The organism is Serratia fonticola, from assembly GCF_001006005.1.
Taxonomy (GTDB): Bacteria; Pseudomonadota; Gammaproteobacteria; order Enterobacterales; family Enterobacteriaceae; genus Chania; species Chania fonticola.
In genome coordinates, this window is the sequence record NZ_CP011254.1 from 1,777,079 (window position 1) to 1,801,185 (window position 24,107).

Genomic DNA, 24,107 nt, shown 5'->3' on the forward strand with positions numbered 1-24,107 from the left:
GATGGACTTTACCGTTATCCAGGAAAACCTGGGTTACCTGCTGTGGGGCACCTTCCCGGATGGGTCTTTGGGCGGTGCTGCGTTGACGTTGGCGATCAGCCTGATGGCCGGGCTGGCGTCGGCAATTCTGGGTACGCTGCTGGGTGTCGCGCTGGCGATGTCGCGTGGGGTGCTGGCTGGGGTATTGGCGATGGTGCTCGGTTTTTTCCGCGCCATCCCGGTGATCATGTTGATTTTCTGGACTTACTTCCTGCTGCCAATCGTGTTTGGCGTCGATATCCCGGAAATTACCACCGTGGTGTGCGCGCTGGCGCTGATCGCCTCGGCCTATCTGGCCCATGCGGTAAAAGCGGGCATCGTGGCTATCGGTGCAGGGCAATGGCAGGCGGGGTTATCGCTCGGTTTAAACCGTTGGCAGGTGCTGCGGATGATCGTCTTGCCGCAGGCGCTGCGCATGATGGTGCCTTCGTTTATCAACCAGTGGATCTCGCTGATTAAAGACACTTCGCTGGCGTACATCGTCGGCGTGGGTGAGCTGACCTTCCTGGCTACTCAGGTCAATAACCGCAGTATGGTTTACCCGATGGAGGTGTTCCTGTTTGTGGCACTGGTCTATTTCATCTTCTGCCTCACGCTGGACGTGCTGGCGAACGGGCTGAACAAACGCCTTAGCCCGCAGACCAAAGCGCTAAAACGCAGCTGGCGCTGGTGGCGTAATCGCCCGCCGCTACCGGCTAGTTAATCAGGTTACAGTAGGAATGGTTGCCCCTATCTATACTCTGGCTAATTAATTAGCATGGTGTGGGGGCTTGATGTCTTATGGTTACTAATGATTTCTTATCGCTTTACGTTAAATTTATGATTGTGATCAATGTATTACGTTTTTGTCATGCAGCTCGAGTGATTTAGAGTATAAATAAGAGTGATTTATATATTTCCATTGGATGGTTATCATTATGAAAATTAGTGCGTTATTTATTAGAACGGAACCAAGTCGGCGGCGGTATGGCGTTGCCTTGTTTGTTGGCATTATTGGCGGGATCCTCTCTGCTTTTGTCAAGTGGGGGGCAGAGGTTCCGCTACCGCCAAGAACCCTGAGTGATGGTCGGGCTGAATTTAACCCGCCTTATCTTTTTTTAAGAGATTATCTTGGGATAGATCCAACCGGTACGGTATATACCTTTTCTGAGCATATTATTAATCCGGTTATGGTTACGCACGTCATATTTTCGCTGGTCTTTGCTATCGGTTACTGCTTGGTTGCCGAAGTTTTTCCAAAGATCAAACTTTGGCAGGGGGTGTTGGCGGGTATCATTGCCACCGTTGCCGTGCATGGCATTAGTTTCCCTCTGCTTGGTTTGACTCCCCCACTTTCAATGCTGCCATTTGATGAGTACCTTTCTGAAATTTTGGGGCATATATTTTGGTTTTGGGTGATTGAGATAGTTCGTCGGGACTTACGTAACAGAATTACTCATGAGCCTGACGCCGAAGTCCCGCTGGGATCTTATCGTTAATCGCTAAAGTTCAGCGGGGTATTCTCCCCGCTGAATATCAAGGTGGTTTAACGGGTAAGCTGCCAGCCCCGTTGCTGCCACAGCGCAGGCAGCTGTGCCAGATCGTCAAACGTTGTCACCAATGGGTGATCGATCGGTTGATTATGAGGATCGGCGCAGAAGTAGAACACCGGGATGCCAGCCGCGATCCCCGCCTGGGCACCGGCAACGGAATCATCCACCAGAATACAGCGCTCTACGGGCACCTGCATCTGTTGGGCGGCATGGAATACGATGGCCGGATCGGGTTTCCAGCGTTGAATATCGTAGCCGCTGAACAACCGGTCATCAAAATAGGACAGCATGTCGGTTAACCCCAGCGAATGCTGCATTTTGCTCACCGGGCCGTTAGAAACGGTGCACATCGGGGCATTCATTTGTGCCAGCAACTCCCGTGCACCGGCAATCGGCTGGAGCTCGGCATCAAACAGACGGGCCACTTCCTGGCGAAAAATCGGCTCCAGATCGCTGGCGGGTAAATTGACCCCGTGCTCGGCGTTAACCAATTCAATGATCTCGTAGAGCTTGATCCCTTTATACTTTTTAAAGACCTCTTCCAGCGCCAGCTCGATGCCGTAGTGGGCAAACATATGCACATAGGCCTTGCTGCACAGCACTTCGCTGTCTACCAGTGTGCCATCGCAATCAAATAAAACACATTCAACCTGATTCATTGGGGTAAGCGCCCTCGGTTAAGTCATGACTGCTGTTACTTTAACCGGATCGCAGCGGGTTGTCCCTCTTTGGCAATCAATCTCAATAAATACAACTTGTTGGCCGTTTTAGCCGTAAAGATGGCGAAAAAAACCTGTGAGCGAGGTCAAAACCCGGGCTTTTTGTTATAGGATAGCCAGCGACAGTCCTAATCCCTCTTCGGAATTCTATAATGAGCAAACAAGACCTCAGCCTTGATGCCAATCAGGGCTTGCTTGAGCGCGTGTTTAAACTCAAGCAGCACGGCACCACGGTACGTACGGAAACGATTGCCGGCATCACCACCTTTTTAACCATGGTGTATATCGTGTTCGTTAACCCGCAGATCCTGGGCGCGGCGGGCATGGACACTCAGGCGGTGTTTGTCACCACCTGCCTGGTTGCCGCGTTGGGCAGTATCCTGATGGGCTTGCTGGCTAACCTGCCGGTGGCGCTGGCTCCGGCGATGGGCCTCAACGCATTCTTCGCGTTTGTGGTGGTCGGTGCGATGGGTATTTCATGGCAGGTTGGCATGGGTGCTATTTTCTGGGGCGCAATCGGTTTCCTGCTGCTGACCATTTTCCGTATCCGCTATTGGATGATTGCCAATATCCCGCTGAGCCTGCGGGTGGGCATCACCAGCGGTATCGGCCTGTTTATTGCCATGATGGGGCTGAAAAACGCCGGTATCGTGGTTGCCAACCCGGATACGTTGGTAGCGGTAGGCAATCTGACCTCCCACAGCGTACTGCTGGGAGCCTTGGGCTTCTTTATTATCGCGGTGCTGGCTTCGCGTAATATCCATGCGGCGGTACTGGTTTCCATCGTGGTGACTACGCTGATCGGCTGGGCGTTGGGCGACGTGAAGTATGGCGGCGTATTTTCCCTACCGCCGGACGTCACCTCCGTGGTCGGCCAGGTGGATATCGCCGGGGCGCTGAATATTGGCCTGGCAGGTGTGATCTTCTCCTTTATGCTGGTTAACCTGTTTGACTCCTCGGGTACGCTGATCGGTGTGACCGACAAGGCTGGCCTGACGGATGAAAGCGGCAAGTTCCCGCGTATGAAGCAGGCGCTTTACGTGGACAGCATCACCTCGGTCGCCGGTGCTTTTGCGGGTACCTCTTCGGTCACCGCCTATATTGAAAGCTCCTCTGGGGTGGCTGTTGGTGGGCGTACTGGCCTGACCGCCGTGGTGGTAGGCATTCTCTTCCTGCTGGTGATTTTCCTGTCACCGCTGGCGGGAATGGTGCCAACCTATGCTGCTGCGGGCGCGCTGATTTATGTGGGGGTGCTGATGACCTCCAGCCTGGCGCGGGTGAAGTGGGAAGATATGACCGAAGCGGTTCCGGCCTTTGTGACCGCCGCCATGATGCCTTTCAGCTTCTCGATCACCGAAGGGATTGCCCTGGGCTTTATCTCTTACTGCATCATGAAGCTGGGCACCGGCCGCTGGCGTGAAATCAGCCCCTGCGTGATCGTGGTGGCGCTGCTGTTCGTGCTGAAAATTGCGTTCGTTGACGGGCATTAATCATCTTCGGTAATTAAAAGGGGCGTTCAGCCCCTTTCAGATCGATGATAAAGGTTAAACGGGCGCAGCATGTGAATTGGCCCCAAGACGTTGGACGGTTTAAAATTAAGCTTTCTAAGCTATGCTAGCGCTCAACCTCATGGATTAGGTTGAGGCCGCAGCGCTGTCGTGCTCGCACCGTAGGTGCGCTAGGTTAAAACACTTGAAATATGACCTAATCTGAAAATTAAACCTTTTATCTGAATTTAAATGACGTAATAAATGCTATAAATTAATATCTCACCGCAATTTAAAAAGAAGTATTCATATTTTTTGTTAATGATTTAAGAGGGATCTATATATTAGATGGGCGCCACGCCCAGTCCAAACTCTATGTTTATCGTGTTTTTAACGTTAATTTAACCCTGGCTTTATTAAATTTAACATCCCCAACCCTTATTTAGGCCTGTTTTTCGATGGGCTTACATCAGTTCTTATCAATTCTTTACGCAATAAAAGGAAGGCAGATAGCCTGTTGAAAATACGAATGCATCACCCTGCTTATGGACGAAGTAGTCCATGCTAGCATCTTTCATAGAGTAGAAGTCGGGCAGGTAATGGTTGATATCGGTGGTCAATGCTTCATCAGACGGCGATGATATTGCTTGGGTAGTCACTAAGTTCAAGTAGCCAGCACTATTACGATTAATTTTAAAATAATTTTTTCTGCTGATACTGGTGACTCTATTGTCCTTGGTAATCGTTCCTTTTAATATCGCCATACCACTATCTCCCTGTAGATAAAATGCCAGTGACATATCTAGTCTGGCGTCTTTAGCATGTACGATAAGATTCGCTTCACAATTAAAATAACGCTCATGATAATATTTATTACCCACTCTAATCCCGATTATGACCAGAATAACAACGGTTATTGCGATAATTCCCATTTTGGCTGAAAGTAGACTTTTCATTGCAAAACTTCATCCTTTTCAAGGTAATAATCAGAGCTACACTGCATTGTCGGATGATTTAACAACGGTTTTAAACATCGGATAGCCGATACGCGCCTCATAAAAGGGAGAAACGTCAGGTAAATGTATTTTTTGTCGCCACATGTTAAAGGGTTCTTCTCCGTGAAGCGAGCATAATCCTTTAAACTTTCCTGCTGATTGTTGATAAAGATGGTACATCCATCAATATTACCGAGTAATTTATAGTCTGCAAAATAATTTTTCTCGACAGAAGAAAAAAATATGATATGGAAAACTGCAATAGTGATCCCGACGGCTACTAGCAAACTTGAAAGTCTTCTGAAAAATACAAAGGGTATTACGGGAACATGGCCCTTCTTGTGAGGATTGCCATTGCCATTGCCATTGCCATTGCTATTGCTATTGCCATTGCCATTGCCATTGCCATTGCCATTAACTGCGACTTCGCCTTTAACTTTGTTGTCAATCGAGGCCGCCTCAGTTACGTTGATGTCAATTTGAACCTCTTCTACCTCGTTTCTAAATGACGGTTCTGAGAGTTTTTGGACATCGATATCGGCAGGTATCATCAGCCCTTTGCGAGTTAGCGTTATGATTAGGGTCTTCTCAAAACCAAGTGAAATAAAGGAGCGTCTTAGTATGAGAATATTCTGATAAAATGTATTGTCTGTGACATAGAGTCCATCATTTTCCCATCCAGCCTCAAACAGCGCTTTCTTGGTAACAAGATTACCTTGATATTGTAATAATAAATGTAAGCAACTCGCTGCAGCCGCAAGTAGAGTTCTCCTTTCTCCTGTTTCTATTGAAATCAAAGAATTATCTTGAGGGTTAAACTTAATGACCCCTTCAATAAGATACACAACTTCACCTTCAGAGCTCATACGCCCTCTCGTAATTTTACAAAATCATAATAAGTTGATGCTAATGTAACCACAGACACCCATAAAATCAAGCTAAGACTAATCTTACTGTATGAATATTGAATGGTTTATTTTTTAACATCATATTTACATTTTTGTTGATGGTTAATTGATAGGTTATGGTTACCATATAAATATCATTGATTTAGGTGTGTTTTTTGGGTGTGTTTAAGATTTAATTTGTGTTTTAATTATGTTAAAAAACAATCAGGTTCGTTTAAGAATAATCTATGACTTCGTAAATCCTATTAATTAAGTTGATTTAATTTTTAGTTGTCACCTATTGCGTGGATAATTCTCCCCAGAAAAGCAGGGTGCTGTTAATGCATATATATGGAAATATCGAAGGTGAGTGATATGTTGTGCGGTCAACAACAAGAAAGTGGTAAAAAACTATCTTTCTATATTGCATCCGAAAATAATTACTTTATTGCCGGGTTCATAGCCCTTCTTGAAATTCAGGAAGAAAAGCATGGTTCAATTTTTGAATATAAGACCACAGACTGCACTCTAAAAGGTGTTCGTGTGATATCTGACACATTGAGTGAGGAAAAAGGAAATCGGACTCTTATTGTTGTGGCAGACAGTGATATGTTAGGTGCTGTTTTTTTAAATGTCGAGACAAAAAGCCATCTGTTTATCGATGTGGAGCGCTGTAAATATGATTTTATAGAGAGCGTTTCAGATCGAGCTTACATCATGCGTTTAGTTAACCATCATTATGTTACGACGATGCAGATGAAGTTGTGTTCACTGACAAATAAGGAAAAGAGAATATGTCATTACATAGCTAAAGGATTTTCTTCCAAGTTCATTGGGATGAATCTTGGGATTCATGAGAAAACCGTTAGCGGGTATAGGAATAGCATAATTCGCAAGATTGGCTGCGATAATAAAATAGGTCTGTATAAATTTATAAACACCCATTTCAAAAAATTAAACGGGAGTGGAAAGGAGCTTGTCATTTTTTAGAGCCACTATTGTGGCTTGGGATAAACCATTCATTATAGGTGAAATGAATACTTCAAGTTTAACTATTGTCGCTAGATAGTAGTTAAACCTGAAGTAGTAAACCCATGTTGTAAATTAAATAGAAATCATAAAGGAAATATAGTTAATGTCTATGACAATGAATAAGACCCTGCTGGCTGTTGCCGTTATCTTCGGTATGTCTTCCTTGGCTCACGCCGCTGACCAGGGTCACGGTAAAGTCACCTTCACCGGATCTATTATCGATGCACCGTGCTCTATCGCACCGGAATCTAGCGATCAGACTGTTGAATTGGGCCAGATTTCTAATGTAGCGCTGCAAGACGGTGGTATGTCCAAACCAAAGAGCTTTGATATTAAACTGGATGGTTGCTCATTCGGTACCCCTGCGGCTAAGAACAAGGTTGCTGTGACTTTCGCCGGCATTGAGTCTGTAGCAGGGAACGGTCTGCTAGGTATTACGGGTGGCGCCAAGGGGGCCAGCGTAGCCATCACTGATGGCGCGGGTACAGTGATTGAGCTAGGTAAACCAACTAAAGAGCATGTATTGCAGGGTGATAACAACACCTTGACCTTCGCTGCGTACATGCAGGGTGATGGCGCGGCTGCCACTATTGTTGAAGGTGACTTCCAGGCTGTGACTGACTTTACCCTGGCGTATAACTAAGCCCGTTCTTTTCCCCTTTATTTTTTAAATATTGGCGTGTCTGTGCATGCGGGTTTCCCGCATGCCTTTTTTAGGTGATTTATCCAAAGGAATGATGGAAGGTGCACATTAATAATAATGTATTAATCGTATTTTCCTGCCTATTATCTCAGGTGCTGTTTTCTACACATGCCAGTGGTTTAGCTGGTTGGGGGACGGTCAATATGCAGGGCAGTATTATTGATACAGCCTGCGCTATTGCGGTGGATGACCGTGAGCAAAATATTGATATGGGTGTTATTCCTATGGCCGATATTATTCGTGATGGCCAGGGACGCAGTCAGGCTTTTTCTATTGAACTGGTTAATTGTGTGCTTGAACGTCCGGGGAAAGAGGGGTGGAAACACTTCCAAGTGACCTTCGATGGTGATACGGAAGGCGAGTTGTTTGGTATTCGCGGACGGGCGTCCGGAGTCGGTCTGCAAATAGCTGATGATCTGGGCAACATAGCCTCACCCGGAAAGGCATTGCCGTTTTCCGATATTACTCTTGGTAATCGACAATTGAATTACTCCCTAAAACTGGTAGCTAATCATCACGCTGTTAAGTCTGGCGATTATTTTTCGTCAATTCGTTTCAAGCTGGATTACTTCTGAATGTCCTGCGGATTGAGCCGGAAACGATTATTTAAAATATAAGGTAAAGGATTATGGGACTGTCACCAACAGGAAAACTGGTTCGACTCCAGGCGGTGGGGCTGTGCGTCTCGCTGGCACTGGGCACACCGATGACAGTGGTCTACGCGGCAGATGACATTCAGTTTAATACCGATGTGCTGGACGTCAACGACCGAAAAAATATTGACCTGAGCCAGTTTTCCCGTGGTGGTTACATCATGCCGGGTACCTACGGCATGGTGGTGCACATCAACAAAAATGACCTGCCGGAGCAGCAAATCCCGTTTTATGCGCCGAAGGAGGATCCGAACGGCAGCCGGGCCTGTATCAGTAAGGCATTGGCTAATGATCTGGGATTCAAGGAGGACGTGCTCAAGGAACTGACCTGGTGGCATGACGGCGAGTGTCTGGAAGAGCGGGGGGTGCAGGGGATGGAGGTGCGGGGCGACTTGGCTACCAGTGCACTCTACCTGAATATCCCGCAGGCTTTTCTGGAGTACAGCGATGAGAATTGGGATCCGCCGTCACGTTGGGACGAAGGCATTCCCGGGTTGCTGTTGGACTATAACCTTAACGGCCGTAGTCAGCGTCAGCAGCGAGACGGCAGTAATACACAGACCCTGAGCGGTAACGGCACGGCCGGGGCTAACCTGGGGTCCTGGCGCCTGCGAGCAGACTGGCAGGCCAACCTCGAGCGCCAGACCGGTAGCGGTCAGTCGTCTCGTCAGCAGTTGGACTGGAGTCGGTATTACGCCTACCGGGCGGTGCCGTCGCTACGCTCGAAGCTGACGGTCGGGGAGGACTATCTGGATTCGGGCATGTTCGACAGTTTCCGTTTTACCGGGGTGAGTCTGATATCAGACGACAACATGCTGCCGCCCAACCTGCGCGGGTATGCGCCGGAAGTGGTTGGGGTGGCGAAGACCAACGCCAAGGTGGTCATCAGCCAGCAGGGGCGGGTACTGTATGAAACCACCGTGGCTTCAGGGCCGTTCCGCATTCAGGACATCAACGATTCAGTCAGCGGTGAGCTGAACGTGCGGGTAGAGGAACAGGACGGCAGCGTGCAGCAGTTTGTGGTGAACACTGCGAGCATTCCGTACCTGACGCGGCCGGGGTCGGTGCGCTTCAAGTTGGCGGCTGGCAAACCCTCGGACTGGGAACATCACTCGCGCGGCCCGATATTCGGCACCGGTGAATTTTCCTGGGGGGTCAGCAACGGCTGGTCTCTGTACGGGGGCGCGCTGGCGGGCGGGGATTATAACGCGTTGTCACTGGGTATCGGGCGTGACCTGATGCTGTTGGGGGCGTTGTCGTTCGATGCCACGCAGTCCCGGGCGCGGTTGCCGCAGGAAGGCGGTACGCTCAGTGGCGGCTCTTATCGTCTGAGTTACTCGAAGAACTTTGACGAGTACGACAGTCAAGTCACGTTTGCTGGCTACCGCTTCTCGGAACAGGACTTCATGAGCATGAGCGAGTATCTGGACGCGCGTTATTACGGCACCCGGACAGGCAACGGCAAGGAGATGTACACCGTCACCTTCAACAAGCACTTCCGGGACTGGGGACTGAGCAGCTACATCAACTACAGCCATCAGACCTACTGGGACCGGCCGGCCAACGACCGTTACAACCTGACGGTGTCGCACTATTTCGACGCGGGAAGGTTCCACAACCTGAGCCTGTCGCTGTCGGCGTACCGTAATAACTATAGCGGGGCCAAAGACGACGGGGCTTACCTCTCGCTGTCGATGCCATGGGGCGCCAACTCGACGGTGAGTTACAACACCACGGTGAACCGCAACGACACTACCCATCAGGTCGGGTACTCCGACCGGATTGACGAGCACAATACCTACCAACTGCGCGCCGGGAGCTCACGCAGTGGGGCGAACATAAACGGGTATTACAATCATGAAGGCGACAAGGCGCGCATGAGTGCGAATGCCAGCTATCAAGAGAACCGTTATAGCGCCGTCGGCATGTCGCTGCAGGGGGGAATGACGATGACCGCCGAGGGCGGCGCGATGCACCGTGCCGGGATGGCGGGCGGTACCCGGATGCTGATCGATACACAGGGCGTACCGGACGTGCCGGTGCGCGGTTATGGCCGGAGCAGCCGGACCAATGCCTGGGGCAAGGCGGTCATTGGTGATGTGAGCAGCTACTACCGCAACAAGGCGAGCATCGATGTGAACAAGCTGGGTGATAACGCCGAAGCGACGAAATCGGTGGTGCAAGCCACGCTGACCGAAGGGGCCATAGGCTATCGGAAGTTTGATGTGATTGCCGGCGCCAAGGCGATGGCGGTCATCAAACTGGCCGACGGCAGTGAGCCACCGTTTGGTGCGACGGTGATGAATGCCCGCAAGCAGGAAACCGGTATCGTCAACGACGGTGGCAGCATCTACCTGAGCGGCATCAACGCCGGCGATGCCATGACGGTGCACTGGAGCGGGGCGGCGCAGTGCGAGGTGCGGATGCCAACCCTGCTACCGGCGGACATGCTGATGAATACGTTGCTGTTGCCGTGCCATCCGGTGAGTGCCGGCGGCGCCGAGCCTGACGGAGATAAACCCACGGCGTGACAACACAAGCCTGTGTCGCTGAGTGACGAGAGCGGCATGCGATTTTACCTAACCCATTTCACAGGCCCTGAGGCCGGGAAAGAGACAATGCGAAACGACTTATTGAAAACCACCATGCTTTTACGCCGCAGCGCCGGCACGACCGCGCTGCTGACCGTCGCCCTGCTGGGCAGTATGGTGGCCCCGCAGGCGCAGGCAGCGATAGCCCTGGACCGGACCCGGGTGATTTTTGACGGCAGCCAGACGTCGGTGAGCCTGAACGTCAGCAACCAGAACAAGCAGTTGCCGTACCTGGCACAGGGCTGGATAGAAGACGACCAGGGCAACAAAATTCAGAACCCCCTCACGGTGCTGCCCCCGGTGCAGCGCATCGAGCCCGGCAAGCCGAGCCAGGTGAAAATCCAGGCGTTACCGGCGGCGAAGTTGCTTAAACAAGACCGTGAGACAATTTATTACTTCAATCTGCGGGAGATCCCGCCGAAGAGCACCAAGCCGAACACGCTGCAAATCGCGCTGCAGTCGCGTATCAAGCTGTTCTACCGCCCGGTATCCATTGCGATGGACAAGAACGCGCCGCCGCCACAGGAGCAACTGACACTGAGCAAGCAGGGCGACAAGTATGTGGTGAACAATCCGACGCCGTATTACGTCACCCTGGTTGACGCGAGCAACAAGAAAGACGGCCCGGGCATCAAAAACTTCGAGCCAATGATGGTGCCGCCCAAGAGCCATCTTCCGCTGACGGTAAGTGCGGCAGCGGTGGGCAACAGCCCGGTGCTGACCTACGTCAACGACTATGGCGGCCGACCGCAACTGAGCTTCAGCTGCAACGGCAGCACCTGCACGGTGATACCGGCGAAGAAGGCGTAGCAGAACCGTAGTATCGGATGGTGGCGGGCACAGGCGAAGCGAAGGGATAGAGGATATGGGCATGACACACGAGACAGGAAGATCCCGGCAGGACCCGCGTGGGTCGACCGAACAGAAGTATTACGCCACGCTGGGCGGGTTGGCGCTGATGGTGCCGTTGACGCTGGGCATTATGCTGTGGCTGTTGCCGGGCGCGCAGGCGACGGTGGATAACTGGGACGTCGACGGCGCCAACGGCACCCTGTATGTGCACGGTTCGCTGACAGAAAGCGCCTGTCGGCTGGACATGACCAGTGCCCATCAGGATGTTGCCTTGGGCGAGGTAGGAACGGGACGCCTGCGGACAATTGGCGCCCGCGGTGAACCAGTGCGGGTCGAACTGCGCTTGGCGGATTGCCTGCGCAGCCCGGCGGGCAGTATCGACGTACGGACCGGCGGTCTGACCTGGGCAGACAATCAGCCGGCGGTGACGGTGAGCTTTAACGCCCCCCGTGACGCCGATAACCCGCAGTTGCTGAAGGCGCGGGGTGTCTCCGGCCTCGGGTTGCGCATGGAGAATGCGCAGGGCGAAGACGTGCGCCTGGGCAGCCGGGGCAAGCCGCTGCTGCTGACGCCGGGACAGAATACGCTGAGCTACACCGTGACCCCGGAACGCACCCCCGCCCCCCTGATGGCCGGCAGCTATCGGGCCGTGGTGGATTTTCATCTGAGTTATGACTGAGGTGGGCAGGACGATGAAGGACACCCTGATACGGCAGCGACAGGCCTGGCAGACACTGGCCGCCTTGCTGGCCGCCCTGCCGCTGCTGGCATGGGCCGCACCCTCGGCCACGGTCACGGTCAAGGTCACCGTGGTGGCACCGCCGCCTTGCGTGATAAACGATGACCGGCCGATTGACGTGGAATTCGGTGACGTGATGACCACCCGGGTGGACGGTGACAACTACAAGATGCCGGTCAATTACACGCTGTCGTGCACCGGTGGCACGACCAATGCGATGAAGCTGCAGGTGAAAGGTACGGGGGCGGCGTTTGACGCCACGGTGCTGCAGACCAACCAGACTGGGCTGGGCATTGAACTGCGCCAGGGCGACAGCAAGCTGGCCGTCAACGACTGGCTGAACTTCACCTATCCGAACAAGCCAGAACTGTGGGCGGTGCCGGTGAAACAACGTGGTGCAACCCTGACGGGGGGCGAGTTTAGCGCAGGGGCCACAATGGCCGTGGATTACCAGTAACGGGAGCAAAATATGACCAGAATAATAAATGTCCTGTTGCTGACCTGCGGCCTGATAGCGGGTATCACCCCGGTACAGGCCAAGGACGGTGAAGCGGACATGACGTTTCGCGGCACCCTGATAGAGCCGCCACCTTGCACCATCAATGACGGTAACCAGGTGGAGGTCAACTTCGGTGACCGGGTGGGCATCAACAAGGTGGACGGCGAGAACTACCGTCAGCCGTTGAATTACCAAATCACCTGCGACAAGGCCATCGGCGGCACCTGGGCGCTGACGCTCAGCTTGAGCGGCAGTGTGGCCGTGTTCGACAGTGACGCCTTGCTGACAGACAAGACCAGCCTCGGCATACGGGTGTACCAGAACGACACGCCCTTCACCCCGAACAGCACGCTGAAGATAAACCTGGACAGCCCGCCCCGTCTTGAGGCGGTGCCGATAAAACAAGCGGGTGCCACGCTGACCGAAGGGGCCTTTGAGGCCTGGGCCACGTTGCGTGCCGACTATGAATAAGGTGCACGAGATGAAAAGGAAATTGGGCAAACGTCAGCGTACAGTACATCCCCGTTCCGGGGCTGCCGCCCTGCTGTTGGCGCTGATTGTCGTGCCGCCGGTAACCCAGGCCGCGGATGACAATAACGTGCACCTGCATGGCGCCCTGGTGGCAGAGCCCTGTGTGATACCGTCGGGCGATGAAGAAATCACGCTGGATTTTGGCACCATCATTGACAAGTACCTGTACCTGAACACGCGTACGTTGGGCCAGGCCTTCGAGATACATCTGGAGGATTGCGACCTGACGCTGGGCAAGACGGTGAGCGTGAGCTTTACCGGCACGGAGAGCAGTGTCTTGCCGGGCCTGCTGGCTCTGGACGGCAGCAGTGGGGCCACGGGGATTGCCATCGGGCTAGAGACGCTGTCGGCCCAAGCGCTGCCGCTCAACCAGGCGAGCGATAAAGTGCAGCTGCAGGCAGGGAGCACGAGTATTGCGCTGAAGGCCTATGTGCAGGGCGAACCGGATGCGCTGAGGGAGCAGAGTATCAAACGCGGGCCGTTCAGTGCGGTGGCGACCTTCCATCTGGACTATGAGTAAGAGAAACCAGACAGGCAGTGACAGACACGAACACAGAAGAAAGCGCGGTCCGTGACTGGGAGACGGCCTATCGCTGATTGGCGGCAGTTTATTACGACATGTTGACAGTTATTTTGCGACGCGTGAGGAGATATTTTATGCCCGATATAGGGATGACTTTATTTTTTTCACGAAAACGCGTTGGCATTTACGCAAGGCAATCAAGCGACTGCATGAATTTTTTGATTTGGGTGGATTTGAAACACACCCGGATAAAACGCAATTGGGGAGAATTGAACATGGCTTTGACTGGCTGGGGCTCTGGTATGCCCCCGAAGGGCCCCGGATAGCGCCGAGGGCCATAGAGAACCATCGGGCACATATTGCGCGGCTTTATGAGCGGGCACACAGGCGGAAACTGTCGACGGCAGAGACCGAGCTGCGTGTGCGGGAATATGAGGCTCGGTGGATGACATGGGCAAAGCACCTTTTGCGAAACGGAGGGTGATTGCCTGCTATATGAAACATCAAAAAAGAACGGTACGATATGAAATCCATACTACTTGCGCTGATCCTGCTTGGCGTCTCTCAACAATGCCTGAGTGTGTTGTTTCCTGTCTTGACCAATCCCCGAATAACGCGTTGTATAGATTTTTCGGCTGGTGGTCCGTGGATTACTTGTGGTGGGGATGTGTTTTACGCGGCTGACGGCACGGCTCTCGTCGATATTGTACCCGTAGACCGCCCTAATCGGTGGAATGGCACTACCCTCCGAGCTTATACTGTGCATTGTAATAAGGGGACCACCCACCCTTCTGACCCCCGACAGCCGTTTACTGAATGCAACTTCCGGGGGGGGGACTTCCATTCTCCCGTGCTGTCAAACTGTCGCCTTGTGTCGGTATGGGAGTGGGACCTTACACCGGACTCAACCTGTGGTCTCACTACGACTTGGGGTCCTCACAGTGGGGCCGGCCCCGGCGGCGAATGTGTTGTCTTCGTCCAGTCAACCGCCGACCTTGTCACAGGGACGTTACACACCATCTACGGTATTGTCACAGCTGAACAGATTGCTAATAGTGGGAGCTTGTTCTGTCAAAAACCGTTGCCGCCCTCAGTGACCTGTGACGTCTTGCTACCCGCTACGATCGACCACGGTACCGTCGGTCCTGATTCTAGTAGCTCTATCAGCGTTAGTGGGCAGGTTTCATGTGGGGACAACCCCCGCATCGGGATCCTTGGTGGTGGTCGACTGAACCTTGCGCCTGGGGTGACAACCGTCCTCACTGCCCGTTCGATTGGGCCGGATCAGATCCAAATAACCTCTGACCTCGTCACGCAAGGCGGGGCAATCGGGGATCACAGTGCGTCGACAGTGATTATCGTCTCGCCGTACTGAACATCACCGACCTCCCCGTCTACCATAAGATGTGGTACTGGGAGTGGCCGAACACTCACGTGAGTCCCATCGCTGGACCCGGGTGTCACTCGTGGGTGGGAGGGGGCAGTGGTAAGGTATGTACATCCGACGTAACGGACGGAAAGACCAAGGGAAATCGCCAAATTAATGACGGCCATAATGTTCTTTAATTAATGCGGTATGCCCTCTTCGGGTAGTGTCCCGTTCAGCATGGCGAGAGAGTATTTACAAGCGGTGGTTTGGGTTGCTCGGCGACAAATCGCTCAACACCTGGCAGGATCTGGGTTTAATCCGTCAAAAAAGGTACCAGAAAACGGGCTGTTGTGAGCTGACGCGCCATTACCAGACGGATATGCTTTCCCCGTCGTAGGATAATGAAAGCAGGGTCGCACTCCTCAAGATGAAAATAGCGGGCCAGTTGCACGTCATTGGGTTCTGCAACGTCAGTGATCAGAAAATCGAAGGACATACCGGCCTCCCTGCCTGACGGCTATTTGTTAACAACTCTGCAGTCGTCCGAAATGTTATAAATGATCAGACAGCGTGCGTCGGTCATAGGCGCTGTCTATTTAATCGTTGATTGTCGTAGGAGCAAAGCTTCGGCATGCAGCCGAAACGGGGGAGGCTTATGCGGAATTTGGCAGGCTTTACACCCTTAAAAAAATATTCGGCACGCTGAAATAACCTACCGGGCGTAATGCGTGGTGATCGCTGAAACCATCCGCTTACTTCACCCAGTCCTCCAGCTTCAGGTCCGGTACCCGAGCAAATTCCCGCGTATTATTCGTCACCAGTATGGCGTCTGCCGCAATGGCATGCCCGGCAATCGCCGTGTCGTTGGGACCGATGGGGGTCCCGGCTGCAGACAGTGCCGCCTCAACTTCCGTAGTGGCGTCCACCGCCGCCCGGTCCCAGGCTATGACGGCATCCAGGCGGGCGCAGAATGCGTCAACCAGTTGCGCGTGGCGCAGGGAGGCCTTTTTTCCGATAGCGCCGAAGCGCATCTCGGATATGGTCGCACCCCTACGTTATGCGCCCGGTGAGGCATCCTGCTCTCTACCCATTACCCAGCGTAAAGGCCGGTTATACCGCGTCTGCCAGCCACCGATATTATCTTCCCCCTCGGCAAAATTGGCGATCTCGACCTCATTTTTTCCTCTGAACAAGTCAGCAAAATCAAGAGCCAGCGCCCGATCGTTGAAATTCTGCCGATCGTAATAGGCAATCATGATGCGTTTGTTTTCTGCCAGTGAATGCTTCGCTGGGAGGAGGCGGCCTTTCGGGGCAATCAGCAGCGCTCCAGAATAAAACTGCGGGTAATTGGCCATCAGATTAGCCGCGTGTAGCGCACCCTGCCCACGGGCGGTCAGGTAAACCTGTTGGAGATTAAGCTTCAGCTTGGGGCCCAGGTTTTCCAGGGTGCGTTGAATGGCGTTCTGGGTACTGGTAGAGCTGTAGTTAGACCAGCGAAAGCTCCCTTCCTCCAGCATCTGCGTGCCGTTTAGCTCAATATAGGCCACCCCGGCCTCGGCAAACAGCAACCGATCCTCTGGGATGATAGTGGCGGCTTTCCCGTAGGGATGAAGGTAGACGATGGTTGGCCAGCCTCCTGCCGGGGGCTCGCCACTCGGCACGGCATAGTGAGGTTTACCTTCAAACTTTGCGGCGTGTTGCTGATAGCGCGCTTTGGTGGTTGCCAGAATTGAACGGTAGGTGTCACTTTGCTGAATACTGCTGAACGAGTCGTCTTCCAGCAGATTGTAGTAATACCACAACCCTCGCTTGGCGCTAAGTTGCAGATAACGTTCGGCTAGCTCGGTCTGGCCCTGTTCGGCCGAGGAGGCAGCCAGTTGAAAGGGGGCCCAGATATTACGGCCATCTTCGCGCATCAGCGTCAGGTATAACGACGTAGCGCCGGCTTTTTTATCCTCCTGATTGTAGGAAGAGCGAGGTAATGGTTTACTCAGCGGGCTATGGATAGGCAGTTCTAGCGGCTCTTCTCCCTCAGGATAGAGCATGGGTGCAGCAAACAATGGACTGGTGGCAAAAGCCAAAAAGATGGCTAAAATAAAAAAAGGCATGATTTTATGACTTTGTTTTTCAATAATATTAATGAGAAAACGATTAAAAACGGCGCCTTCGACAGTGTTATCTCTGGGCGCCGCCTGGCAGCTTATTTTACGCGGCGGATATAGTCGCTGAATGCGGACAACTGGCCGGTCAGGAAATCCCGCGTGCCTTGGTCTACCAGTTCACCCGCCTGCTCATCAACCTTATTCTGTATCACTCCCCCCATAAACTCAGGTTTGTTGATCACCATGGCATCCAGGAACACCAGGATCTGGCGTAGGTGATATTGGCAACGTGCGCCGCCAATCGGCCCCATTGAGCTGGTCTGGATCGCCACCGGTTTGCCGGCCAGCGGTTGGTTAGGCAAACGGGACAGCCAGTCGATGGCGTTTTTCAGGCCACCTGGCACGGAGTAGTTATATTCTGGCGTTACGATGATCACGCCGTCAGCCTGGCGGATTTGTTCGGCAATGGCTTCTACCGTGGCCGGGAAACCCTCTTCTTGCTGGTGGTCTGCATCGTACAGTGGGATATCGCGGATGGAGGGAAGGGCTTCGATAGTGACACCCTGAGGAGCTAACTGAGGTAAAGCGCGTGCAACTATGGCGTTATAAGAGCCTTTACGTAGGCTCCCCAGTAGCGTGACGATCTTTAGTGCTTGCTCTGACATTTTGATTCTCCCTTTTCTGATGAACAGACTCAGCTTAGAACAACCAGCAGATAATAGGGCAAATAGGTGATGTATCCTAGGCAGAGTCTAAGTCTTTATCTGTTTTTACAATTCAAAGCAGTAAATCATGCGTTAAGAAAAGTTTTGTTTTGTATATTCCCCCGAAGACAGACGTTAAATCGGTGCTTTCAACGTGTAACAGAAGCGAGGCTGGTCAATTTCAAAAAGTGTGTGGAGGGAGGTGGGTTACTTGATGAAATTTCGTCGCATTTCTGTAAACCCTGGCTTTCGTCATATTGCCAGCAGATCAGCCTATCCAAGCCAGGCTGATGGGCGCAGGCCCAGCTGAGATACTCCCCTGCATCACTCATGACGTTCACGTTGGGCAAGGTGTTGCAGCGTAATTGGCCGGAAAAAGGGTGCAAATTCAGCAAACTTTGGCCGCTGTTACCCAAGCCGGCCAGTTTCAGCACGCATTGGCGGATGCTCCACAGCTGGGTTTCGGCTTCCAAGCGGTCGTTCTGCGCCGCAATCCACGCGTTCTCCGTGGTGCTGGAGTATTGATGAAGCAGGTTGTGGCTCCGTGCGCGCATCACCTCAATATCCAACCCGACCTTGCCCTCCAGGCTCAGTAGCACGCCTACGGTATTGCCAGCATAGGCGAGGCTGAAGTCAGGTAGATGGTGATCGGCAAAGCACGGGCGCCCGGTCGGTGCCGTAGCAATGGGGGGAAGTACCGGGATACCATACAAATAAAATATCATTTCGGCCAACAGGATCCGGCCTTGCAAAAAACGCCGACGGCGCTTGACGGAGAAGCGGGCAGTTCTTTCGATCAGGTCTTCAGGGAGCCGATGGGTATCTAAACGCTCTGCAACCGCATCCCATCGGATAAAATGACAAGCCATTGTTCACTCCATGACCGAGGCTCATAAAAAAACTGGGGGGTTAGAGTAAGCATTACGTTAAGATTTTTCATTAAGAATTCGCATGATCTTTTTCTTAATTATTCTTCTGTTGAATGAAAAAGCAGCGGAGTGGCAGGAGTTCGGTGCGGGGCAGGGCTGGGTAAAGCTAGCGAAACTAGCACTTTGGATGGTTGATCACCATCGCTTCTCTTATCGTGCCAGATCCCCATATAGTCCACTGCCAACCGTGCAGCAGCAATAACACTGTTGCCTAATCCCAGCCCACTGTCAGCCTTGCGGAACGGGCTTTTAGGCCCTTTAAAATAGCGTTACTGATGGCGGGAGGAAAGCCTGCTGGCAACTGCTGTGTTACCCGCTCGATAACGGTATCAACGGATCCAGCCATTTCCGTCAGGATCCCCTCCATGGCGGCGCGCTCAAATCCTACTGTTTTGGCTGTTTGGAAGAAGTGGCGTGGGAATATTTGCTCAATGGCGTACTTCTTTCCCTTGCTTCCTTTTAGGCCCATAGCGAGCTTGGCATCTTTCGGATGAAGGCCTCTGCCACCAAACACCGGGTAGACAGATAGAATGTCGTACAAGGGGGTTAAACGAAAACGCCCATCAGCTTCAATGAACACCGAGAAGTTCTTTGCATGTCCATCGGTTGCGGCTAGCAACCAGAACAATACCTGTGCCTTCATGAAATTATAGCGATCCTTTTCCGCTGTCACCGAGCCAAGCAGATATTCCATGATCTCGCTTATCCCTGGTCCCCCCTGATTTTCGTATTTACGTGCCGAGGGAACATTTAAAACCTGGCAGAAATCTTCTTGGGGCAGTCGCATGATCCAACTGCCGTCTGAGGCATACCGGCGGTCAAAGCGTTCCACTGCTAAGGCTTTTATGTCACCCACTTGCATAATGAAGCAATGGGGGACTGATAATCCAAATTCCTTGGCCAGTAGAGCGCAGAGATACTCGTTTTCGACACTGTCTGACAAGTCGATACTGTATGAGTGGCTTTCTATTTTTCCGATGGGTAGCTTAATGATATGGGTGGTTGGTGTGGCTGCGATCGGTAAACACCAACGGTTTTCGAGATAGAGGAGAGCCGTCTTTTCTTGGGCCCCGGCCAGGGAAATTCGGAAATCTTCAACATCCTCAATCATGCCCAGAGGGGCACCAGCTTTGTAGCCTGTAAGTATGCTTGCCAGTTCTTGGTTGGATAGCGCTTTATAGTTTATGGTGCGAATGTCCCCCGGGTCTGCATTTTGTGGCAAGAGTTGCAGGGCACCAATGGTGTCAGCACCGATACGTGCCAAAAGGTCGAAGGGTTGAGTCGAGTCAGCACTGTAGCGCGCTAGGATCCTGTCCCGGATCTCAGGGTTGTCCGGCAGCAGGTTATCGAAGAAGTTGTAGACTTCTGCCCCTTTGTAAGGCCGTCGCCTCAAGGGCATGGAGAGCGATATAGGACGGCTTCCAGGTTGGTTAAGCCAAGTGTCCACGTATTGGAACATATGGGCGCCAGTGCCCTCACGGCTGAAAATCCCTACCTTATAACCATTCATGTAGGCATTTAGGTCAGCCATTACCACTCCTCTTTCCAACCATCGGTACTTTTGGTTTCGCAGCTCTGGCTACCTCTGGGTTTTACTTCCAGCTCCAGATTCAGCGCAGACAGGATTTTGAAGAAAGTCTCTAATTTGGTCGTTCCCGGCTGGAGTTCAAAGTTGGACACGGTGTCTTGACGGATCCCAACCCTACTGGCTACTTTTTCTTGTGAAAGATTTTCTGCGAGGCGGACATCTCGCAAGTAGATGCTGAGCTGCTTGGCATTGGTGATCTTCATGTCACATATCCTGTTAACCAGATGGCTCTACTTTACACGCTTAAGCAGGTAAATCAATTTTACACGCTATAGCAGGTAAATTAGAGTTTACACGCTATAGGGGGTTAAACTTTTGATACACGGTATAGCGTGTATCTTTGTTACTACCTGCCATAGCGTGTAATTTTTAAGTGACTCCCCCCGCCGTAAACGGCGAGGATTTTGATGCTGATCTTCATGAGTGTCCCCCGAGCGCTTACTTCGGGGGACACTCGGGGGGAAATTCTCATGAAACAACATCAGATAAAGCAACCAGTAAGAATAAAAATCAATTACTTACCAATACAGAAGCTGGAGAAGATGCGCCCGAGCAGGTCATCGGAGGTAAACTCCCCGGTGATTTCGCTCAATGCCTGCTGTGCCAACCGCAGTTCTTCGGCCAGCAGTTCCCCCGCGTAAGCGCTCACTAACTGTTCTTTACCCTGCACCAGATGCTGTGCCGCCTGCTCCAGTGCTTGCAAGTGGCGGCGGCGGGCCAGGAAGCCGCCTTCCATATTGCTGGTGAAGCCCATGCTCTGCTTCAGATGTTCGCGCAGCAGGTCGATCCCCTCACCGGTACGCGCCGACAGGCGAATAAGTGAGTGACCATTTACTTCGCTCAGGCCCAATGTCTCGCCGGTAATGTCGGCTTTGTTGCGCACGACGGTGATCGGCAAGGTACTTGGCAGGCGTGCCATAAACTCTGGCCAGATCTCGGCGGGTTCGGTGGCGGCGGTGGTGGTGCCATCCACCATAAACAGCACGCGATCCGCCTGTTCGATCTCATTCCAGGCACGTTCGATGCCGATACGCTCAACTTCGTCGCTGGCTTCCCGCAGCCCGGCGGTATCGATGATGTGCAGTGGCATGCCATCGATATGAATATGTTCGCGCAATACATCGCGCGTGGTGCCTGCAATGTCGGTGACGATGGCCGCTTCACGCCCTGCCAGCTCATTGAGCAGGCTGGATTTCCCGGCGTTGGGCCGCCCGGCGATCACTACCTTCATCCCTTCACGCAGCAGGCTGCCTTGACGCGCCTCGGCCCGCACGCCGTCCAGATCGTCCATCACGCCGTTCAGTTGGGCTTCGATTTTGCCATCCGAAAGGAAGTCGATCTCCTCATCCGGGAAGTCGATCGCCGCTTCTACATAGATGCGCAGGTGAGTGAGCGCTTCCACAAGCTGATGGATACGGAGGGAAAAAGCACCTTGCAACGAGTTCATGGCTGAACGGGCTGCCTGTTCGGAACTGGCATCGATCAGATCGGCAATGGCTTCGGCCTGGGCCAGATCCAGCTTGTCATTGAGGAAAGCGCGCTCCGAGAACTCCCCTGGGCGGGCAATCCGCACGTCTGGCAGCGCCAACACGCGTTTGAGCAGCAGATCGAGGATCACTGGCCCACCGTGGCCCTGCAGTTCCAGCACGTCCTCACCGGTAAAGGAATTGGGGCCTGGGAACCACAGTGCGATCCCCTGATCCAGCGTGCTGCCTTCGGTGTCACGGAACGGCAGATAATCGGCATAACGTGGCTTAGGCAGTTTACCGAGTACCGCCAGGGCAACGTCCTTGGCTCCGCGGCCTGAAATGCGCAGGATGCCGACACCGCCGCGTCCGGGCGGAGTAGCAAGAGCAGCGATGGTATCGGTGGTGTTCATAGCGGTTTATCTCTCTGACAATATGCAAAAAGGCGGTCTAATGACCGCCTCTACTGGCAACGTGACTGATGTCGTAGGGGCATAAGCCCCTACGGGTGTTGCCTAACTCAATACTAGACTTTCTTCTTGTCGCGGCTGTGCAGACCACGTTTTTCCAGCCCGCGGTAAATCAGCTGCTGCTGGACGATGGTCACCAGGTTACTGACGATATAGTACAGCACCAGACCAGACGGGAACCACAGGAAGAACACTGTGAAGATCACCGGCATAAAGGTCATGATTTTCTGCTGCATCGGGTCAGTCACGGTGGTTGGTGACATCTTCTGGATGAAGTACATGGTCACACCCATCAGCACTGGCAGGATGTAATACGGGTCTTGCGCCGACAGGTCATGGATCCACCAGATGAACGGCGCATGACGCAGCTCAACCGAGCCCATCAGCATGTAGTACAAGGCCAGGAAGATTGGCATCTGGATAACCAGTGGCAAGCAACCCCCTAACGGGTTCACCTTCTCAGCTTTGTACAGCGCCATCATTTCCTGGCTCATACGCTGCTTGTCATCACCGATACGTTCACGCATCGCCTGCAGTTTTGGCTGCAGCATGCGCATTTTGGCCATCGAGGTGTACTGCGCTTTGGTCAGCGGGTACATGATGCCGCGCACGATGAAGGTGATGATGATGATCGAGAAGCCCCAGTTGCCGATGAAACTGTGAATGAACTTCAGTAGTTTGAACAGCGGTTGGGAGATGAACCACAGCCAGCCGTAATCGACGGTCAGATCCAGATGCGGTGCCAGTTGGGCCATCTGATCTTGCAGCTCCGGGCCAACCCACAGGGTTGCATTCAGCTGCTTCTCAGCGCCTGGTTGCACAATCACTGGCTCAGCTTTAAAGCCGATGGCAGACAGGTTGGTACCTGGCTTGGAGGTATAGAAAGTGTTGACGCCCTGAGTCTGCGGCACCCACGCGGTGGCGAAGTACTGTTGCAACATCGCAATCCAGCCGCCTTGGGTGGTGACGTTCAGATTCTCATCCTTGTCGAACGCATACTTTTGGTATTTGTCTTCACTGGAAGAGTAAGCCGCACCACGGAAGGTGTGCAGTGCAAAGTTGTTGCTGCCGGTGTCACGATGCTTAGGCAAGTCGGTGGTCTGCTTCAACTGGCCAAACAGGGTCAGCTCCAGCGGAGTCGCGCTTTTGTTGACGATGGAGTAGTCCACGCCAACGGCATAATGGTTACGCTTGAGCACAAAGGTCTTGGTGAAGACCGAACCGTCTTTGCCGGTAAAGGTCAGCGGAATACGCAGTTCATCCTGGCCATCAGCCAGCGTGAAGGTATCCTGCGCCGCCTCAAACAGAGGACGCTCGCCGTTTGCCGGGTTATCCGGGCCGTCTCTGCCTGTCAGGCCGCTTTGTGCCTGGTAGACGAATGACGGGGTGGATTCCAGCAGCGTAAATGGAGTCGATGAACCCAGGGTATCCGGGTAGGCCAACAGTTTAGCCTGCTCGATATCGCCACCACGGGTATTGATGGTCAGCGACAGCACGTCAGTGTTAACGGTGATCAGTTTACCCTGGCCACTGCCTGGTACAGCTGAACTTGCGGCATCACCGGTTGCTGGGTTCGCAGTCTGTTGCGTGGTCTGGGTGGCTACTGGTTGCGGAGCGTTGTCCACTTGCCAGGCCTGCCAGATCATGAAAGACACGAACAGCAGAGCGATGAGGAGAAGATTGCGTTGCGAATCCAT

Annotated in this window: 24 protein-coding genes and 2 pseudogenes; 14 read left to right on the forward strand and 12 right to left on the reverse strand. The window is 52.8% G+C overall.

Annotation, left to right across the window (positions count from 1 at the left end; genetic code table 11):
- Position 1 precedes the first annotated feature (1 nt).
- Together WN53_RS07855 and WN53_RS07860 are read left to right on the forward strand one after the other, a co-directional pair.
- Positions 2–742 carry an amino acid ABC transporter permease gene (locus WN53_RS07855; protein ID WP_024484699.1) on the forward strand — a complete coding sequence of 247 codons (741 nt, stop codon included), beginning with the start codon at positions 2–4 and terminating at the stop codon, positions 740–742.
- Between the two features lie 214 nt (positions 743–956).
- Complete coding sequence (locus tag WN53_RS07860) at positions 957–1,517, forward strand: YagU family protein (protein ID WP_024484700.1); 561 nt, start codon at positions 957–959, stop codon at positions 1,515–1,517.
- A gap of 47 nt (positions 1,518–1,564) precedes the next feature.
- Here WN53_RS07860 and yieH read toward each other — a convergent pair whose 3' ends face one another.
- On the reverse strand, positions 1,565–2,230 hold the full coding sequence (gene yieH, locus WN53_RS07865; RefSeq protein ID WP_024484701.1) for a 6-phosphogluconate phosphatase: 666 nt from the start codon (positions 2,228–2,230) through the stop codon (positions 1,565–1,567).
- Positions 2,231–2,442: 212 nt separating this feature from the next.
- Between yieH and WN53_RS07870 the strand changes: the two genes are divergently transcribed.
- Positions 2,443–3,780, forward strand: a complete 1,338-nt coding sequence (locus tag WN53_RS07870) for an NCS2 family permease (RefSeq protein WP_024484702.1) — start codon at positions 2,443–2,445, stop codon at positions 3,778–3,780.
- A gap of 476 nt (positions 3,781–4,256) precedes the next feature.
- Here the strand turns inward: WN53_RS07870 and WN53_RS07875 are convergent, their stop codons facing one another.
- Together WN53_RS07875 and WN53_RS07880 are read right to left on the reverse strand one after the other, a co-directional pair.
- Positions 4,257–4,733, reverse strand: coding sequence for a hypothetical protein (locus tag WN53_RS07875; RefSeq protein WP_024484703.1), 477 nt, complete (start codon positions 4,731–4,733; stop codon positions 4,257–4,259).
- Positions 4,730–5,638 (reverse strand): winged helix-turn-helix domain-containing protein, encoded by a 909-nt coding sequence (locus WN53_RS07880; RefSeq protein ID WP_024484704.1) that lies wholly within the window; start codon positions 5,636–5,638, stop codon positions 4,730–4,732. Before WN53_RS07880 ends, WN53_RS07875 begins: the two co-directional genes overlap by 4 nt.
- A 396-nt stretch (positions 5,639–6,034) precedes the next feature.
- On the opposite strand from WN53_RS07880, the gene WN53_RS07885 reads away from it, so the two are divergent.
- The 10 genes from WN53_RS07885 (at position 6,035) to WN53_RS29075 (ending at position 14,266) form a co-directional block, all read left to right on the forward strand.
- Positions 6,035–6,649 carry a response regulator transcription factor gene (locus tag WN53_RS07885; RefSeq protein WP_024484705.1) on the forward strand — a complete coding sequence of 205 codons (615 nt, stop codon included), beginning with the start codon at positions 6,035–6,037 and terminating at the stop codon, positions 6,647–6,649.
- Positions 6,650–6,800: 151 nt separating this feature from the next.
- On the forward strand, positions 6,801–7,334 hold the full coding sequence (locus tag WN53_RS07890) for a fimbrial protein (RefSeq protein ID WP_024484706.1): 534 nt from the start codon (positions 6,801–6,803) through the stop codon (positions 7,332–7,334).
- Positions 7,335–7,435: 101 nt separating this feature from the next.
- Positions 7,436–7,969 carry a fimbrial protein gene (locus tag WN53_RS07895; protein ID WP_024484707.1) on the forward strand — a complete coding sequence of 178 codons (534 nt, stop codon included), beginning with the start codon at positions 7,436–7,438 and terminating at the stop codon, positions 7,967–7,969.
- Positions 7,970–8,022: 53 nt separating this feature from the next.
- The gene (locus WN53_RS07900) at positions 8,023–10,578 is read left to right on the forward strand and encodes an outer membrane usher protein (RefSeq protein ID WP_046808039.1); all 2,556 of its coding nucleotides are present in this window, start codon (positions 8,023–8,025) and stop codon (positions 10,576–10,578) included.
- Between the two features lie 114 nt (positions 10,579–10,692).
- On the forward strand, positions 10,693–11,448 hold the full coding sequence (locus WN53_RS07905; protein ID WP_024483329.1) for a fimbria/pilus periplasmic chaperone: 756 nt from the start codon (positions 10,693–10,695) through the stop codon (positions 11,446–11,448).
- Between the two features lie 61 nt (positions 11,449–11,509).
- On the forward strand, positions 11,510–12,169 hold the full coding sequence (locus WN53_RS07910; protein ID WP_024483328.1) for a fimbrial protein: 660 nt from the start codon (positions 11,510–11,512) through the stop codon (positions 12,167–12,169).
- A gap of 13 nt (positions 12,170–12,182) precedes the next feature.
- Positions 12,183–12,686: a fimbrial protein gene (locus tag WN53_RS07915; protein WP_024483327.1), complete on the forward strand. Its 504-nt coding sequence runs from the start codon at positions 12,183–12,185 to the stop codon at positions 12,684–12,686.
- 12 nt (positions 12,687–12,698) lie between these two features.
- Positions 12,699–13,199 (forward strand): fimbrial protein, encoded by a 501-nt coding sequence (locus WN53_RS07920; RefSeq protein WP_024483326.1) that lies wholly within the window; start codon positions 12,699–12,701, stop codon positions 13,197–13,199.
- 10 nt (positions 13,200–13,209) lie between these two features.
- Positions 13,210–13,779 (forward strand): fimbrial protein, encoded by a 570-nt coding sequence (locus WN53_RS07925; protein WP_024483325.1) that lies wholly within the window; start codon positions 13,210–13,212, stop codon positions 13,777–13,779.
- Between the two features lie 130 nt (positions 13,780–13,909).
- The gene (locus WN53_RS29075; RefSeq protein ID WP_342342519.1) at positions 13,910–14,266 is read left to right on the forward strand and encodes a hypothetical protein; all 357 of its coding nucleotides are present in this window, start codon (positions 13,910–13,912) and stop codon (positions 14,264–14,266) included.
- 1,059 nt (positions 14,267–15,325) lie between these two features.
- On the opposite strand, the pseudogene WN53_RS27855 reads toward WN53_RS29075, so the two are convergent.
- The 5 genes and pseudogenes from WN53_RS27855 to WN53_RS07960 all read right to left on the reverse strand — a co-directional run.
- Positions 15,326–15,647: pseudogene (locus WN53_RS27855) on the reverse strand (DUF4158 domain-containing protein); the annotation flags it as partial.
- Between the two features lie 256 nt (positions 15,648–15,903).
- A pseudogene (locus WN53_RS07945) lies at positions 15,904–16,194 on the reverse strand (PIN domain-containing protein); the annotation flags it as partial.
- Between the two features lie 12 nt (positions 16,195–16,206).
- Positions 16,207–17,259: an alpha/beta hydrolase gene (locus WN53_RS07950; RefSeq protein ID WP_046808042.1), complete on the reverse strand. Its 1,053-nt coding sequence runs from the start codon at positions 17,257–17,259 to the stop codon at positions 16,207–16,209.
- A gap of 92 nt (positions 17,260–17,351) precedes the next feature.
- A complete protein-coding gene (locus WN53_RS07955; RefSeq protein ID WP_024483320.1) occupies positions 17,352–17,918 on the reverse strand; it encodes an NADPH-dependent FMN reductase in 567 nt (188 codons plus the stop codon).
- 188 nt (positions 17,919–18,106) lie between these two features.
- Complete coding sequence (locus tag WN53_RS07960; protein ID WP_024483319.1) at positions 18,107–18,826, reverse strand: 4'-phosphopantetheinyl transferase family protein; 720 nt, start codon at positions 18,824–18,826, stop codon at positions 18,107–18,109.
- An 82-nt stretch (positions 18,827–18,908) separates the two neighbouring features.
- Between WN53_RS07960 and WN53_RS07965 the strand changes: the two genes are divergently transcribed.
- Positions 18,909–19,088 (forward strand): hypothetical protein, encoded by a 180-nt coding sequence (locus WN53_RS07965; protein ID WP_024483318.1) that lies wholly within the window; start codon positions 18,909–18,911, stop codon positions 19,086–19,088.
- Between the two features lie 9 nt (positions 19,089–19,097).
- Here WN53_RS07965 and WN53_RS07970 read toward each other — a convergent pair whose 3' ends face one another.
- The 4 genes from WN53_RS07970 to yidC all read right to left on the reverse strand — a co-directional run bounded on the left by WN53_RS07970 (position 19,098) and on the right by yidC (position 24,107).
- Positions 19,098–20,417 (reverse strand): type II toxin-antitoxin system HipA family toxin, encoded by a 1,320-nt coding sequence (locus WN53_RS07970; protein ID WP_024483317.1) that lies wholly within the window; start codon positions 20,415–20,417, stop codon positions 19,098–19,100.
- Positions 20,417–20,677: a helix-turn-helix domain-containing protein gene (locus tag WN53_RS07975; RefSeq protein WP_024483316.1), complete on the reverse strand. Its 261-nt coding sequence runs from the start codon at positions 20,675–20,677 to the stop codon at positions 20,417–20,419. The genes WN53_RS07970 and WN53_RS07975 overlap by 1 nt, the downstream gene beginning before the upstream one ends.
- A 311-nt stretch (positions 20,678–20,988) precedes the next feature.
- A complete protein-coding gene (gene mnmE, locus WN53_RS07980) occupies positions 20,989–22,353 on the reverse strand; it encodes a tRNA uridine-5-carboxymethylaminomethyl(34) synthesis GTPase MnmE (protein WP_024483315.1) in 1,365 nt (454 codons plus the stop codon).
- Between the two features lie 113 nt (positions 22,354–22,466).
- A complete protein-coding gene (gene yidC, locus WN53_RS07985) occupies positions 22,467–24,107 on the reverse strand; it encodes a membrane protein insertase YidC (RefSeq protein ID WP_024483314.1) in 1,641 nt (546 codons plus the stop codon).